This window comes from Lipingzhangella halophila (genome assembly GCF_014203805.1).
Lineage (GTDB): Bacteria > Actinomycetota > Actinomycetes > Streptosporangiales > Streptosporangiaceae > Lipingzhangella > Lipingzhangella halophila.
This window is the reverse complement of sequence record NZ_JACHJT010000001.1, coordinates 1,373,565-1,389,235: the sequence shown is the minus strand read 5'-3', so window position 1 is coordinate 1,389,235 and position 15,671 is coordinate 1,373,565. Positions and strand designations below refer to the sequence as shown.

The window sequence follows — 15,671 nt, the reverse complement described above, 5'->3', positions numbered from 1 at the left end:
CGGCACGGCCGGAAATCGCCGGAGTTCTCCCGCGTTTTCCTGCGCGGGCTCGGCACCGGCCGATAGGTTCCCCATGTGCCGAACATCGAACACGAGTTCCCCCTTGACCTGGTGCGTCGTTCCCCGGACACCGCGGTGCAGCTGTTGCGGCTGGCGACCGAGACGCCGTTACCGAGCTATGAACGGGTGCGCTGCGAGGCGAGCGAGGCCACCGCCACCGCGGCGCCCGCGGAGATGGTCAGCGACTCCGTCGTCGTACTGGAACGCAGCGACCCCGCCTCGGGCAAGTCGCGCAATGTCCTCGCCGTGATCACCGAGCCCCAGAACGGACGGGACACGGACAAGCGGTTCAGCTGGCCGTGCTATGTCGCCAACGTCCGGCACCGCCTGCGATGCGAGGTGGTACTGCTGGTGCTCACCCCCGACGATTCCCTGGCCACGTGGGCGGCCGCCCCCATCGACCTGGGCCGTGGGCAGATGACACAGCGCCCGCTGGCGCTGCCGCTCACCGCGCTACCCCTGGTCCGCGATTCGGGACTCGCACGCAAGGCTCCGGAGCTGACAGTGCTGGGCGCGGGAGTGCACGCTCCCGCCGATGAGGACGCCGTGCTGGCCCTGTCACAGGCCCTGCAAACGCTCGATGCGTCGGCCACCAGTTTGTATTCTGACTACGTGTTGGCCGCACTGCCGGCCGTGGCCAAGCAGTATCTGGAGGAGCTCATGAGTGCGACGACCTACCGCTGGCGCAGCGACATCGGTCGCGCGTCCTACGCGGCCGGTGAGGAACACGGCAAGGCTGAAGGCAAGGCCGAGGGCAAGGCTGAAGGCAAGGCCGAGGGAGAAGCCGCCGCCATCCTCACGGTGCTGCACGCCCGCGGCATCACCCTGACCGACACACAGCGCGAGACGATCCAAACCTGCACGGACCTGGAACAACTTGGCACCTGGGCGGGACGCGCAGGAGTCGTGAACAGCGCCACCGAACTCTTCGGCTGACAGTTCCACCTCCACACCCCCATCGGCCCCCGCCCCGCGTACCTCCGGGTGCGCGGCGCGGGGGCCGAGGGCGAAGGGCTCCCGCGAGAGCGGTTGACGAGGCCACGGAGCCAACGCTGTGCGAGAGGGGCAGCCTTCTTACTCCCGCCAGACCACGAGAGCGTCGAGGGCCTCGACCTCGGTGCCGCTGACGCGCAAGGGGTTGATCTCCAGCGACTCCAGGCGCTCACCGAGCTGGTGCGCCAGCGCACCGACCCCGAGGACCACCTCGACCAGGCGGTCGAGATCGGCGGCGGGTTGGCCGCGGACGCCGCGCAGTAGTTCCGCGCCCCGCAGTTCGGCGAGCATGTCCCGCACGTCGGCCTGGGTGACGGGGAGCAGCCGCTGTGCGCTGTCGCCGAGCACCTCCACCCACACTCCGCCGAGCCCGACAGCGAGCACCGCCCCCCACAGGGGGTCGCGGACCACGCCGACGATGAGCTCCACTCCCCCCGGCGGGCGGTAGGGCTGCACCGTGGAGCCGAGCACCTCGCCGTGGGCGGCGCCGGCCGCCACGACCGCCTCGTGCGCGGCGCGGACCTCCTCAACGGTGCGCAGGCCGAGACGCACACCGCCGATGTCGCTCTTGTGCGCGAGACCGGGCGCGGCGACCTTGACCACCACGGGGAACCCGATCCGGCTGGCCGCCGCGGCCGCGGTTTCGGCGTCGCGGGCCAGCGAGGTCGGCGCCGTGGGGATCTCGGCCGCCGAGAGCAGCTCGATCGCCTGGTGTTCGGCCCACACGCCACCGGGCTGGCGGGGCAGGGCCGGCTCCGTGGCCCTGGCCCGCGGCACCACGGAATCCATCCGGCGGCGCGCACGCGACCAGCGGACCGCGTGGCCCACCGCGCTCACGCCCATCTCGATCCCGCCGCCGACGTGCGGCATGCCGCTCTGCTCGCGGACACCCTTCGCGTGCTCGGTGACGTCGGTCAGCACGTTGCCGAGCAGCACGACCGGGGTTCCGTGGCGATCGCGCACCTCCTCGATGGTTGACGTGATCGCTTTCGCCCGGTCGATCGCGACCTGCGGGGCGGCCGTGGGGTACCGGGGCGGTTCGGCGAATGCCAGGACGAGGTCCACCCCGGGATCGGGTGCGACCGCCCGCACCGCGTCGGACAGCAGGGTCGGGTTCACCAGGATGTAGCCGGTGACGTCGAGCGGATTGTGCGCCCGCGCGAACTCCGGCAGGATCTCGCGGAGCCGGGCGACGGTCTCCGGGTGGTATTCGGGGACTTCCAGCCCTTCGTCGGCGGCGCGGTCCGCCACGAGGTCGCATGCCCCGCCCGAAGGGCTCACCACACCGATGCGCGCCCCCGGAAGCTCCCCGGTGGCGGCGAGCAGCCCCGAGGTCACGACCAGTTCCTCCAGGGAACGCACCCGGATGACGCCCATCTGCCGGAACGCGGCATCGACCACGCTGTCGTCGCCGACGAGGGAGCCGGTGTGCGCCAGGGCCGCGCGGGCACCGGCCTGGCTGCGTCCCACCTTGATCGCGACAACCGGCTTGCCGGCGCGCAGTGCCCGCTGCGCCGCGGCGCGGAACGCGTCGGTGTCCCGGATGGACTCCACGAACAGTGCGATGACCTTGGTGGCGGGGTCGTCGACGAGGTAGTCGACCACATCGGAGAGCGAGAGCATGGCCTCGTTCCCCATGGCCACCATGAGGCTCAGCCCGACGTCGCGGGCATCGGCCAGGGACAGCAGGGAGGTGGTCAGGGCACCGCTCTGCAGAACGAACGCGATTCCGCCGGGCTTGATGGACTGCGGGAACGGCAGCCCGAACGGGGCCATTCCCGCTGCCGCGTTGATGTAGCCGTTGCCGTTCGGGCCGAGGATGAGCAGCCCGTTGCGGTGCGCGTAGTCGACGAGTTCCGCCTCCAGGGCGCGACCGCCGGTGCCGGTCTCGCCGAACCCGGCGGTGAGGATCACGAACGACCGGGTGCCGTGCTCGGCGGCTTCGGCGACGACGGGCAGGACGGCCTCGGTGGGCACCATCACGTAGGCGAGGTCCACGGGTTCGCCGATGGCGGCGACGCTGGGATGGGCGGGGGCACCGTGCACGGTGTCCGCGGTCGGGTTGACGAGGTGAACGGGGCCGCTGAACCCTCTCTCGCACATGTTGCGGTAGACGGTCCAGGACCACAGGGACTTGTCGGTCGCTCCGACGAGCGCTACGGACCGGGGGTTGAATAGCGCGCGGATCCGCTCCGCTGGCCCGGTGGGAGCGACGGTCGCCTCGCTGGTCAATGTGGAAGCTCCTCAGGTCGGCATGGAGGTGCCGGCCGCCGGGTGGCCCCGCCATCCGGCGGCGGCGAGCGAGCGGTCAGTCCCCGATGGAACCGAGCTGCACGTGTCCCTTGAAGAGGTTGCGGGCGATGGTGCGGCGCTGGATCTCGTCGGTGCCTTCGAAGATCCGCAGCAGCCGCAGCTCCCGGTACCAGCGCTCGATGGGCAGCTCCTTGGTGTAGCCCATCCCGCCGTGGATCTGCATTACGCGGTCGGCGACGCGGTTCGCGGTCTCCGCGCCGGACAGCTTTGCCAGCGAGGAGGCGTGGCGCGCGTCGATACCGTTCTCCGCCTGCCAGGCCGCGTAGAACGTGAGCCACTTCATCGACTCGGTCTCGACGTGGGAGTCGGCGATCTTCCACTGGATGGCCTGGTAGTTGGCGATCGGCTGGCCCATCGAGTGCCGGATCTGGGCGTAGTCGACGGCCATCCGGAGCAGGCGTTCGCAGGTGCCGATCGCGCGTGCGGGGATCATGTACCGCCCCTGCCCGATCCAGCGCATGGCCAGTTGGAAGCCCTGGCCCACCTCGCCCAGGACGTTGGAGCCGGGCACGCGCACGTTGTCGAAGTGCAGGGTGGCGGGTGCCCACTCCCCCATCGTCGGGATGGGCTGCGAGGTCCAGCCCATGTCGCGGTCCACCAGGAAGCAGGTGGCACCGGATCCGTCGCCCGCGGAGTCGTCAGTCAGCGCGAACACCATCACGAAGTCGGCCTGGTTGCCTCCGGTGATGAAGGTCTTCTCCCCGTTGATGATCCAGTCGTCGCCGTCCCGGTGTGCGCGGCTGCGGATGTTGCGGGCGTCGGAGCCCGCGCCCGGCTCGGTGATGGCGAAGCAGGAGACCCGCTCGCCGTTGATCGTGGGGATGAGGTAGCGCTCGCGCTGTTCGGAGTTGGCGGCGTAGAGGATGTTGTCGGCGCTGCCGCCGAACCGGAAGGGGACGAAGGTCCGGCCCAGCTCGGAGGCGATGATGGCGTTCATGACGGCGCCCAGCGCCGCCCCGCCGTACTCTTCCGGGGTGTTGATGCCCCACAGGCCGGCGGAGCGCGCCTTGTCCTGCAGGGCGCGCAGGTCCTCCGGGGCGATTCCGGGCCGGCCCTGCGCCTCGTTGCGCAGTACGTCCGACTCGAGGGGAATGAGCTCGCGTTCCACGAAGCTGCGGACGGTGTCGCGCACCATTCTCTGCTCGTCGCTCAGCGAGAAGTTCAGCATGTCTGCCCTTCCGGGTGGCGGTGGTCAGGGGCGCCGGTTGGCGAGGATCAGGGAGCCGGCGGACATGAACATGCCGCCCACGCCCTGCACGAAGCTCACGTTGACGTCGTCGGTCTGCGCGGCGGCCGTGCCTCGGAGCTGGCGGACCGCCTCCTGGATGGCGAACATCCCGTACATGCCGGTGTGGGTGTAGGAGAGGCCGCCGCCGTTGGTGTTCATGGGCAGCCTGCCGCCCGGCATGGTGTTGCCGTCGGCGACGAAGCCGCCGGCCTCCCCCGGCTTCACGAACCCGATGTCCTCCAGCGCGTAGAGCGGGACGTGGGCGAAGGCGTCGTAGGTCATGAGGTGGTCCACGTCGTCGGGGCCGAGGCGCGCCTGTTCGAACGCGCTGGCGGAGGCGTCGCGGAAACCCCGGAAACTGGTGGGGTCGGCCATCTGGGACACCAGCGGAGCCTCACTCGCCTCGCCCGACCCGAGCAGGTACACGGGCCGGCCCGGCAGGTCGGCGGCGCGGTCCGCCGCCGTCACCACGAGCGCGCCACCCCCGTCGGTGACCAGGCAGCACTCCAGGAGGTGGAAGGGGTAGGCGACCAGCGGCGACTCAAGGACGTCGGCCACAGTGATGCGCTCGCGCATCTTCGCCCGCGGCACCCGGCTGGACCACTCCCGTTGCGCCACGGCGACCATGGCGAGCTGTTCGTGACTGACACCGCGCTCGTGCATAAAGCGCAACGCCGGCACGGTGAACGCCGTGGGTGGGCCGGTGAGCCCGTAGGGAGCCTCGAACTGGCCGCGCGCGCTCTGCGGGTCGGGCGCGTAGCGGGGCTGGCCGACCCGCGACCGGCCCGACTCGCCGTGGGTGATCAGAACGGTGCGGGCCATCCCGGCCGCGATGGCCGCCGCGGCGTGCCGGACGTGCAGCAGGAACGAGCATCCGCCGACACTCGTGCTGTCGATCCAGGTGGGCCGGACGCCGATGTAGTGGGCCACGTCGATCGGGGGGACGCCAGCGCTGGCGACCCCGTCGATGTCGGCGGTGGTCAGCCCGCAGTCGGCGAGCGCTCCGCGGGCCGACTCGGCGTGCAGTTCAATGGCGGAGCGGTCGGGGAGCCGGCCGAGCTCCTCTGTTTCGGCCGCTCCCGCGATCGCGATGCTGCCGGGCTGCATCAACGCACCTCCTCGACGGGCGCGAAGACGGGCAGCGCCGTGTCACCGCGCCACTCGAACCGCACCTGGAGCGGCATGTCCAGGGCAAGAGCCTCAGGGCTGGGGTCGACGTCGACCAGGTTGGACAGCATCCGGGGGCCCTCGTCCAGTGTCACCAGCGCGATCACATAAGGCGGGGTGTAGCCGGGCGCCGGCCGGTGGCTGATGATGTAGGAGCACAGTTGCGCCCGCCCGCTCATCGGTTCCCAGCGCACGTCACTGGATCCGCAGTTCGGGCAGGTGGGGCGGGGGAAGAAGTAGGGGCGCTGGCACGGCCCGCAGCGTTGCAGGACCAGCTCGCCACGGCGGGCCCCGGCCCAGAACTCGCGCGTCTCCGGGGTCTCCCGCGGCACCATCCGCTCTGCGGTCGCCTCGGTCACGGGGCTCACCTCCTCTCCGCCGGCGCCTCGGGCGCGGGTGCCGGCGGCTCGTCCGGCACCCGCCCGTCCATTCCGGCGTTGCCCCGGGCGCGCGCGACGAGGCCCGGGATGAGATCGCTCAGCTCGGCGGGCTCCCAGCGCCCCTCCTTGTCGACAGCAGGACCGGCGCTCCACCCTTCGGCGACGCTGATGTGCCCGCCGCGGACGTTGAACACCCGGCCGGTGATGCTGTCCGCGCTCGTGCTGGCGAGCCAGACCACCAACGGGGCGATGTTGTCGGGGTGGCGCGGGTTGAACCCGTCGGGGGTGTCGGAGGCGGACCGGCCCAGGTCCTCGGTCATGCGGGTGAGGGCGCCGGGGGCGACGGCGTTGACGGTGACCCCGTAGCGGCGCAGCTCCTGGGCGGCGATGATGGTGAACGCCGCGATGCCCGCCTTGGCGGCTCCGTAGTTGGTCTGGCCCACGTTGCCGTAGATGCCGCTGGACGAGGACGTGTTGATGATCCGCGCCGCGGCCTTCTGCCCCGCCTTGGCGCGCTCCCGCCAGTAGGCCGCCGCGTGCCGGGTGACCGCGAACGTTCCGCGCAGGTGGACGGAGATGACAGCGTCCCACTCCTCCGGGGTCATGTTCACCAGCATCCGGTCGCGCAGGATGCCGGCGTTGTTGACGACGATGTCGAGTTGGCCGAACTCGCTGACCGCCGTGTCGACGAGGCGGTGCGCCCTGTCCCAGTCGCTGACGTCGTCATGGTTGGCGATGGCGCGCCCGCCGGCGTCGCGGATCTCCGCGGCGACCTCCTCGGCGGGGGTGGTGGAGGGCTTGCTGCCGTCGGTGGCGACTCCGAGGTCGTTCACCACGACGCTGGCGCCCTGGCGAGCGAGTTCGAGCGCCTCGCCGCGGCCGATTCCGCGGCCCGCGCCAGTGACGATGGCGACCCGGCCGGAGCACAGATCGGGGCTCTCACGCATCCGGTTGAAGCTCCCTTCGAAGCGGTGCGGTACTGGACGACCCGCCGGAAACGCCGGATCGCGCGGCGGGGCTGGTGGGCTGGTGCGGCGCTGGTCACGGGGGCACGGGAACACGGCCGCAGAATCCTGAACCTGAATACTAGAATTTGCCTCTAATTGAGAGAAACACCGTTAGCGGGCGATGTCAATAGCGACCGCGCCCACCGGTTGAGCGACGCACAGGGACGCGCGTCCAACGGCGGCAGCCGAAGGCGGCGGATGGCCAGCCCGCGGTAGTCGCTTCGGGTGCCCGGTGGTGATGCGTGCGACGAAAGCAGCGACGAAGGCGGTGAAGGGGCCGGCTCGCGGTGGTCGGTACGGGTACCCGGTGGTGGCGCGTGCGACGAGGGGCTGGCCCGTGGCGGGGCCCATCGGTCCTGGGGCCCGGGCGGGCGCGTTTGGGGGCCACCGCGCGCCGAAGGTGTCTGTGGGGACAGATTCGGCGCCCAGAATGTCCCCACAGACACTCTCGGCGCGGCCCAGCACCACGGGCCGGCCCCCCGGCACCTTCGCCGCCCCCGTTGGACAGCGTCACCATCGGGCACCAGAAGCGTTTACTGCGGGCTGGCCCACCCGCTGCCTTCGTTGCCGCCCCCGTCGCACGCGCGACCACCAGGTACCCGCACCGAGAAGCACCAAGCCAGGCGGCCGCGGCCCCACTCGCACCCCGGAAATCAGGAGGCCGGGAACCACGAAACCCGAGCAGCCCTCTTGACGAACTTCCTCAGCGCACTGATGCTCGAAGCGAGAGCTTCTAGAAGAGTATTTTAGAAAATCCTTCTAGCGTGGCCATCGGGTCACAGGAGCAAGGAGTACGACGCGTGCCTGCCGGGGACCCGGGGACAGCCACGGAGGGGGACGCTTCCCCCGCCAGCCACGAGCCACCGTTCTCCCGCACGGAGCTTCGCTACGCGTGGCGCGTGCTGTCGGTGACCGTGGTCGGGACGGTGCTGTTCGCGCTGAACACCATGACCCTGAACGTGGCGCTGCCGACCGTCGTGGCGCACTTCGACGCCGGCCCGTTCGCGGCGAGCTGGCTACTGATGTCATACATGCTGGTCAGCTCGGTCACCCTGGTGATCTTCGGCCGCCTCGCCGACGTGTTCGGGCGCCGCGAGTCCTACCTGTCGGGCATGGCGATCTTCGTCCTCGCGAGCCTGCTCCAAGGGCTCGCTCCCAACGTCTGGGTTGTCGTGGCGCTGCGCGCGATGCAGGCCATCGGCGGCGCGATGATCCTGGCCAACAGCACGGCCCTGATCACCCAGGTGTTCCCGAGGCCGATGCTCGGCCGGGCCCTCGGCATCTATATGGGCGCGATATCCACCGCGCAGATCCTCGGCCCCACCGTCGGCGGTCTCATCGCGGACCTGGCGGGCTGGCGGTGGGTCTTCTGGTTCAACGTCCCACTCGGGCTGTTCGGCCTGCTGTGGGCCGTGCTTTCGCTGCGCAAGTTCGAGCGCGGCTCGCGGGAACCCGTCGACGTGCCCGGCAGCCTGCTGTTGCTGTGCTGGCTGGGCGGCCTGCTGCTGGCATTGTCCGAGGCCGGCGCGCGCGGCTGGAGCAGCCCGGTCGTCATCGCCGGCAGCGTGGCAGCGCTGGTCACCCTGCCGCTGTTCGTCCTCGTGGAGTGGCGCACGAGGCACCCGGTGATCCAGCTCCGGATCTTCGGCGACCTCGGGTTCACGATCGCCAATCTCGCGGCGTTCCTGAACACGCTCGGCCGGTTCTCGCTACTACTCATCATGGCCCTGTTCTTCCAGACCACCCGCGGCCTCGACCCGGCCGCCGCGGGGCTGGCGATCCTTCCGATGCCGCTCGGCATGGCACTCGGCTCCCCACTGGCCGGATACATCGCCGGGGCGAAGCGGCACCGGCTTGTGGCCGTCCTGGGGTCAGCCCTGGCCGCGGTCGGAGTCCTGGTCCTGGCGCTGACCGTGGAATCGGCGCCCTACGGGTTGCTCGCCTGCGGGCTCGCGCTGACCGGGTTCGGCACGGGGGTGTTCCTCACCGCCAACACCACCGTGATCATGGCGACGGTCCCCGACAGTCGCCTCGGCGCGGTCAACGGGCTCCGGCTCACCCTGCAGAACATCGGCAACGTCCTGAGCGTGGCGATGTCCCTGACCCTGATCGCGACAGCCCTGGACACCGCGGACCGGCACCTGGTCTACGCGAGCCAGGAGGTCATGTCCCGAGCCGCGCCTCTCTCCGACCTGGTCGCCGGGTACCACCGGACACTACTGGTGCTCTTCGGGATCTCGGTCCTGGGCACGCTGGCGGCGCTCTTCAGCCGGGCCACGCAACGCAGCCGCCCCTGATCCGCGCGGCGCGCATGCGGAAAGAGTGAAAAAACCCACGTCGATTCCATATTGACTCTAGAATTCTATTCTAGGTTTTGGTTTCATGGACGATACGTCGCGGCCCATACCGGCAGGAAGGGGATCGACATGCCGGTCGGTTCCACCGTCCATCGAGTCAAGTTGAGTCCGGTCCGCCGAATCCGCGCCGGCCTCGCCGCCGTTCTGGTACTCCCACTCGTGGCCACCGCCTGCGCCGACCCCGAGTTCGAAATGCCTCCTCCGCCGCAGCAGGGCGGCCAACCCCAGCAGGGAGGCTCGCTGAGCATCGGGATGCCCTCCGACACCACCACGATCAACCCCTTCGAAGAGACGTCGTACAACACCCACGAACGGCTCGGCCTGGTCTACGGCCGGCTCCTGCGGTACAAGACCGGTCCCGACCAGGAGTACGGCGACCTGGAGATCGAGGGAGACCTCGCCGAGGACTGGGACATCTCCGACGACGGCCTCCGCTACACCTTCCACCTGCGCGAGGACGTCACCTGGCAGGACGTGCCACCGGTGAACGGCCGCGATTTCACGGCCGATGACGTGGTGGCCACACTGCGGAAGGCGCAGCAGGAGGGGTTCCAGGCAGCGCTGCTCGGCCCCGTGGAGAACATCGAGGCACCCGACGACAACACCGTCGTCCTGGAGCTGTCCGACCCGTTCGCTCCCCTGTTGAACAACATGGCCAACCACACGATGTGGATCGTGCCGCGCGAAGGAATCGAGGGCGAGTACGACCTCGGGACCACGGCGATCGGCACCGGGCCGTTCATCATGGAGCACTGGCGGCGCAACATCGAGACGAGCTACAGCCGCAATCCCGACTACTGGGAGGACGGCAAGCCCTACCTGGACGAGGTCACGATCCAGGTCATCCCGGACCAGGCGTCCCGCATCGCCGCGTTCCGCGCCGGTGAGACCCAGTTGATGTCGACGTACACGCCCGAGGAAGCGATGTCACTGGCGTCGGCCTCGCCCGACGTCCGGGCCATGCAGAACCCGGGACGCCAGGGGATCTACCTGAACCTCAACCACACCAAGGAACCCTTCGACGACATCCGGGTCCGCCGCGCGATGAGCATGGCCATCGATCGCGAGGGCATGGGCGAGTCGCTGTTCAACGGCGGCGACTACACCGGCCCCGTGCACATCACGCTCAAGGAGTTCGCCCTGAGTCAGGACGAGCTCGCCGAACTTCAGCCCCACGACCCGGAACGCGCGCGCGAACTGCTCGCGGAGGCCGGCTACCCCGACGGCTTCTCCGCCACCCTGAAGACCACTCCGGGCTACGGGCAGACCTACGTGCGCGCCACCGAGTGGGTCGTCGAGGACCTCGCCCGGGTGGGGATCGAGGTGGAAATGGAGATGGTCGAGTACGCGACCTACTTCACCAACACCTGGCCCACCGTCGACTACGAGATCTCGGCCGGCCCGCAGACCCCGTTCCTCGAGCCCGACGAGTGGCTGCGCGCCCAGCACCACAGTGAGGGCTACCGCAACTGGTACAACATCGACGATCCCGAGGTCGACCAGGCGGTCGCCGCGCAGGCGGGCATCCTCGACCCGGAGGTGCGCGCCGAGAACGTGCGGGACGCCCAGCGCTACCTGCTCGAAGAGGTGGTCAACCCCATCCAGATCTGGTCCCCTTCCAGTTTCTCGATGGCACACCCCACCATCCGCAACCTGAACCCGCAACCGGTGTACGGCTTCCCCTACATGCGCGAGCTGTGGTTGGCCGACGAAGGTTAGCGCCGAGACCGGGAGCCGCCCTCAGGAAGGACCCCGTCCATGCCCACACGTGCCGAATCGCCAGTGAAGCGGCCCGAGGCCGGCGACGACGCCCCCGTGCTGCAGATCGACTCCGTGAACACCACCTTCCAGACCCGGTTCGGTCCGGTCGAGGTCGTCAACGACGCGTCCCTGACCGTGCACGCCGGTGAGAGCGTCGCCGTGGTCGGCGAGTCCGGGTCCGGCAAGAGCGTGACCGCGCTGAGTGTGATGGGCCTGCTGGAGAACACCGGCGAGGTCACGCACGGCTCCATCCGGCTGCGCGGCCGCGAGCTGGTGGGCCTGCCCAAACGCGCCTACCGCGCGGTGCGCGGACGCAACGTGGGAATGATCTTCCAGGACCCCACGACCTGCCTCGATCCCGTCTACACCATCGGGTACCAGATCGTGCAGGCCATACGCGTGCACACCGACAGCGGCCGGCGCGCCGCGCGGGAGCGCGCCATTGAGCTGCTCACCATGGTGGGAATCCCCGACTCCGCCAGCCGGATGTCCGCCTACCCGCACGAGCTCTCCGGCGGGCAACGACAGCGGGTGATGATCGCCATCGCCCTGGCGTGCGGCCCGGACCTGCTGATCGCCGACGAGCCCACCACCGCCCTCGACGTCACGGTCCAGGCCCAGATCCTGGACCTGCTGCAGCAGACACGGCGCGAGCTCGGCACGGCGCTGCTGCTCATCACGCACGACCTCGCGGTGGTCTCGGAGGTCGCCGAGCGTGTCGTCGTAATGTACGCCGGCCAGGTGGTCGAGCAGGGACCCGTCGCCGACGTTCTCACCGCCCCCCAACACCCCTACACCGCCGCCCTGCTGCGCAGCGTGCCGCCGGCGGTGACCGACCGCTCGGCCAAGCTGCACGTGATCGAGGGCACCGTGCCGAGCCCGCACACCATGCCCAGCGGCTGCCGGTTCGCCCCGCGCTGCGCGCACGTCATGGACCACTGCGCGACCGACCAGCCGCCCCTGTTCGAGGTGCCGGGCGAGCGGGAGCAGCAGTCCCGCTGCTGGCTGGCCGACTCCGACCAGCACCCGGCCAGCTCCGCGCCCGAGGCGCATGCCGCAACGGAGGTGCCGCGATGATCCCCGAGACCGCCCCCGTGGAGTCGCCCCGCGCCGAAGAATCCCCCGCCACGAACCCGTTACTCCAGGTAACCGGACTCACCAAGCACTTCCCCCTCCGGGGCGGGCTGCGGCGCTCGACCGCCAAGGTGCGCGCCGTGGACGACATCTCCTTCGACGTGCGCGGCGGTGAGACCCTCGCGCTGGTGGGCGAGTCCGGATGCGGGAAATCCACCACCGGCCGGCTGACCCTCGGTCTGCTCCGGCCCACCTCGGGCACGGTGCACTACGCCGGGCGCGACGTCACCCGGATGCGCGGCGCGGAGCTGCGCGAGCACCGCCGCCGGATGCAGATCGTGTTCCAGGACCCGTTCAGCTCGCTCGACCCGCGCCTCAACGTGGGCGGCATCGTCGGCGAAGGGCTCCAGATCCACCGGATGGGTACTCCCGCCGAGCGGCGCGGCCGCGTCGCGGAGCTGCTCACCCTGGTCGGGTTGTCGCCCCAGGATGCCAGCCGGTTCCCGCACCAGTTCTCCGGCGGGCAACGCCAGCGGATCAGCATCGCCCGGGCGCTGGCCACCTCGCCCGAGTTCCTCGTCTGCGACGAGCCGGTGTCCGCGCTGGACGTCTCCATCCAGGCGCAAATCATCAACCTGCTTCGGGACCTGCAGCGCGAGCGCGGACTCGGGTACCTCTTCATCTCGCACGACCTCAACCTGGTCCGCTACATCGCCGATCGGGTGTGCGTCATGTACCTCGGCGAGATCGTCGAGTCGGCGCCGACCGAGGACCTGTTCCGCGATCCGCGGCACCCCTACACCCGTGCGCTGCTGGCCGCGGTGCCGCGGATCGACGCGCACGCGCACCCCCCGGAACGGGTCGAGCTCGCCGGCGAGCTGCCCAGCCCGGCCAACCCGCCCGAAGGCTGCCGTTTCCGCCCGCGCTGCCCGCGGGCCGTGCCGGAGAGCGCGACCGCGCGTCCCGCTCTCACCGAGGTGGCGCCCGGCCACTCCGTGGCCGCCTGCCCCTGCTTCAACTGATCACCGAGAGTGAGGTGCGGTTCGATGCCGCGGATGATCGCCAGGCGGGTGCTCTACGGTTTCCTCATCCTGAACGTGATGACGGTCGCCCTGTTCGTCATGGTGCGCATGGTCCCGGGCGACCCGGTGCGGGCGCAGCTCGCCGACGCCTCGGTCAGCGAGGAGCAGCTCGCCCAACTGACCGCCGAACTCGGCCTGGACGACCCCATAGCGGTGCAGCTCAGCCGCTGGTACGCGAACGCGGCGCGCGGCGACCTCGGCGAGTCGTACGCCCTGGGGCGACCTGTCACCGAGGTCGTCGCCGAGCGGGTGCCCGTGACCCTGGAGCTCACCACCATTGCCGTGCTCCTGGGTGTCGTGGTCGGGCTGGCCGCGGGGGCGGTCTCGGCCGCGCGCCGCGGGTCGTGGGTCGACAACATCGTGCGGGTGGGCGCGGCCCTGGGGCTGTCCATGCCCAACTTCTGGATCGGTCTGCTGCTGATCTCCTTCGTGTCGGTGGTACTGGGCTGGTTACCACCGCTGTCCTACCGGGGGCCCACCGAGGACCTCGGCACCAACCTGGCCCAGTTAGTGCTGCCCGCGATCGCGCTGGCCGTGGGGCTGAGCGCGAGCATCGCCCGAATGTCCCGATCGTCGATGCTGGATGTCCTCGGTTCCGACTTCGTGCGGACGCTGCGCGCGAAGGGCAGCTCCGAGTTCACCGTCTTCCGGCACGCGCTGCGCAACTCGCTCATCCCGGTCCTGACCCTGATCGGGGTGCAACTGGGCGCGCTGCTGGGCGGAACCGTCATCCTGGAGCAGATCTTCGCGCTTCCCGGGCTCGGGCGGACCGTGTTCGAGGCGGTCGGCAACCGCGACTACCCGCTGCTCCAGGTCTGCGTGCTGTTCTTCGGGTTCCTCTTCATCACGATCAACCTGCTGGTGGACATCAGCTACGGCGTGGTCAACCCGCGTATGAGGGCGTCGAGCCGATGAGCGCCCGCGCACACACGTCCGATCCGAGGCCAAGGAGGCGGCGATGACCGAGTGGTCGTCCAACGAGACCGACAGTGCCGCGCGGGCGGGGTCCACCCTGGCCGAGCCGTCCCCGCCGAACGCCGGCGAGATTCCCATCGAAACACGCGGCCAGGCCACACTGCGGTTCGCCCGCACCCAGAAGCTCGGCACCACCGCGGGTCTGTTCATCGTGCTGCTGATCCTGCTGGCGGCGTTCGCCGCAGTGGTGGCGCCGTTCGAGCCGACCGAGCAGAACCGGCACGCCTTCCTCGCCGCTCCCGGTGTAGGGAACTGGCTGGGGACCGACGACCTCGGCCGCGACCTGCTGAGCCGCATCATCCACGGTGCGCGGATCTCGCTGTACGTGGGCACCGTGACCGTGGCGGTGTCGCTCTTCCTGGGGGTCCTCATCGGCCTGGTCGCCGGCTACATCGGCGGCGCGGTCGACGGGGCGCTGCAGGCGCTCATCGATGCCATCCTGAGCATCCCGCCGATCGTGCTGGCCCTGTTCGTGGCGTCGCTGCTGGGACCGAGCATCTCCAACGTCATTATCGCGCTGGTCATCGTGACCACGCCGCGGTTCGCCCGCGTCGCGCGGGGCGAGATGCAGCGGGTCAAGAGTGAGGACTACATCGAGGCCGCGGTCGTTCTCGGGGCGAGCCGCGCCCGGGTGATGCTCCGCCACGGGCTGCCGAACATGGTTCCGGCGCTCACGGTCGTGGCGAGCCTGGGCTTCGGCAACATCATCATCGCCGAGGCCGCGCTGAGCTTCCTTGGGATCGGCACCCCGCCGCCGGAGCCCTCCTGGGGGCTGATGCTCAGCCAGGGAATGATGTACTTCGAGTTGGCACCGTGGATCGTGATCTTCCCCGGTGTGGCGATCAGCCTGGCCGTCCTGTCGTTCAACCTCTTCGGCGACGCGCTCCGGGACTTCCTCGACCCCAAGCTGATCCGGTAGCGCACCACGGTCGTCCGGCCCCGCGGGCTGCCCGCGGGGCCGGACTCCGGGTGAACCCTCCCCACATACCGCCTAGTAGCTCTCGATCTCTTCGAAGGGGTTCTCGGGTTCGTGGGGGTTCCCGGGTTCCTGATCCAACAGGGCTTCGGGGTCCTCGAACTGCTCGAACGACCTCTCCAGGAGAGTGACGGAATTCGTCACGCACTCCAGAGCCGACAAGTCCCCGCAAAACGTGTCTGAGCCGATCAGCGTGCTCATCGGTACGGTCGTTCCTACGAGGGTGACCAGCAGCAGGCTAATGACGAAGCCCCACAAGGGCATGCACCCGCACCCCGCCCCCCGCGTACTTCCGGCG

The 15,671-nt window shown here is 70.0% G+C and carries 13 protein-coding genes; 7 read left to right on the top strand and 6 right to left on the bottom strand.

Going from position 1 to position 15,671, the window contains the following annotated elements; translation table 11 throughout:
• Positions 1 to 75: 75 nt before the first annotated feature.
• Positions 76 to 996, top strand: coding sequence for an RpnC/YadD family protein (locus F4561_RS06210; RefSeq protein ID WP_246437148.1), 921 nt, complete (start codon positions 76 to 78; stop codon positions 994 to 996).
• Positions 997 to 1,134: 138 nt separating this feature from the next.
• Here F4561_RS06210 and F4561_RS06205 read toward each other — a convergent pair whose 3' ends face one another.
• From F4561_RS06205 to F4561_RS06185, 5 genes are all read right to left on the bottom strand, one after another.
• Entirely contained in the window at positions 1,135 to 3,285 is a 2,151-nt protein-coding gene (locus F4561_RS06205; protein WP_246437147.1) for an acetate--CoA ligase family protein, read from the bottom strand.
• A 76-nt stretch (positions 3,286 to 3,361) separates the two neighbouring features.
• Positions 3,362 to 4,534 carry an acyl-CoA dehydrogenase family protein gene (locus tag F4561_RS06200; protein ID WP_221445382.1) on the bottom strand — a complete coding sequence of 391 codons (1,173 nt, stop codon included), beginning with the start codon at positions 4,532 to 4,534 and terminating at the stop codon, positions 3,362 to 3,364.
• A 24-nt stretch (positions 4,535 to 4,558) separates the two neighbouring features.
• Complete coding sequence (locus F4561_RS06195) at positions 4,559 to 5,701, bottom strand: thiolase C-terminal domain-containing protein (RefSeq protein ID WP_184575644.1); 1,143 nt, start codon at positions 5,699 to 5,701, stop codon at positions 4,559 to 4,561.
• Entirely contained in the window at positions 5,701 to 6,120 is a 420-nt protein-coding gene (locus F4561_RS06190; RefSeq protein WP_312885162.1) for a Zn-ribbon domain-containing OB-fold protein, read from the bottom strand. The genes F4561_RS06195 and F4561_RS06190 overlap by 1 nt, the downstream gene beginning before the upstream one ends.
• A 5-nt stretch (positions 6,121 to 6,125) precedes the next feature.
• A complete protein-coding gene (locus F4561_RS06185) occupies positions 6,126 to 7,088 on the bottom strand; it encodes an SDR family oxidoreductase (RefSeq protein ID WP_184575642.1) in 963 nt (320 codons plus the stop codon).
• Between the two features lie 860 nt (positions 7,089 to 7,948).
• Here F4561_RS06185 and F4561_RS06180 point away from each other — a divergent pair.
• From F4561_RS06180 to F4561_RS06155, 6 genes are all read left to right on the top strand, one after another.
• On the top strand, positions 7,949 to 9,445 hold the full coding sequence (locus F4561_RS06180; RefSeq protein ID WP_184575639.1) for an MFS transporter: 1,497 nt from the start codon (positions 7,949 to 7,951) through the stop codon (positions 9,443 to 9,445).
• A 129-nt stretch (positions 9,446 to 9,574) separates the two neighbouring features.
• On the top strand, positions 9,575 to 11,224 hold the full coding sequence (locus tag F4561_RS06175) for an ABC transporter substrate-binding protein (protein WP_184575637.1): 1,650 nt from the start codon (positions 9,575 to 9,577) through the stop codon (positions 11,222 to 11,224).
• A 39-nt stretch (positions 11,225 to 11,263) separates the two neighbouring features.
• Positions 11,264 to 12,343, top strand: coding sequence for an ABC transporter ATP-binding protein (locus F4561_RS06170; RefSeq protein ID WP_184575635.1), 1,080 nt, complete (start codon positions 11,264 to 11,266; stop codon positions 12,341 to 12,343).
• Positions 12,340 to 13,362 carry an ABC transporter ATP-binding protein gene (locus tag F4561_RS06165; RefSeq protein ID WP_184575633.1) on the top strand — a complete coding sequence of 341 codons (1,023 nt, stop codon included), beginning with the start codon at positions 12,340 to 12,342 and terminating at the stop codon, positions 13,360 to 13,362. The genes F4561_RS06170 and F4561_RS06165 overlap by 4 nt, the downstream gene beginning before the upstream one ends.
• A 24-nt stretch (positions 13,363 to 13,386) precedes the next feature.
• A complete protein-coding gene (locus tag F4561_RS06160) occupies positions 13,387 to 14,337 on the top strand; it encodes an ABC transporter permease (RefSeq protein ID WP_184575631.1) in 951 nt (316 codons plus the stop codon).
• Between the two features lie 43 nt (positions 14,338 to 14,380).
• Positions 14,381 to 15,316 (top strand): ABC transporter permease, encoded by a 936-nt coding sequence (locus F4561_RS06155; RefSeq protein ID WP_184575629.1) that lies wholly within the window; start codon positions 14,381 to 14,383, stop codon positions 15,314 to 15,316.
• A 72-nt stretch (positions 15,317 to 15,388) separates the two neighbouring features.
• Here F4561_RS06155 and F4561_RS33155 read toward each other — a convergent pair whose 3' ends face one another.
• Positions 15,389 to 15,517 (bottom strand): hypothetical protein, encoded by a 129-nt coding sequence (locus tag F4561_RS33155; protein ID WP_281384037.1) that lies wholly within the window; start codon positions 15,515 to 15,517, stop codon positions 15,389 to 15,391.
• Between the last annotated feature and the right edge of the window lie 154 nt (positions 15,518 to 15,671).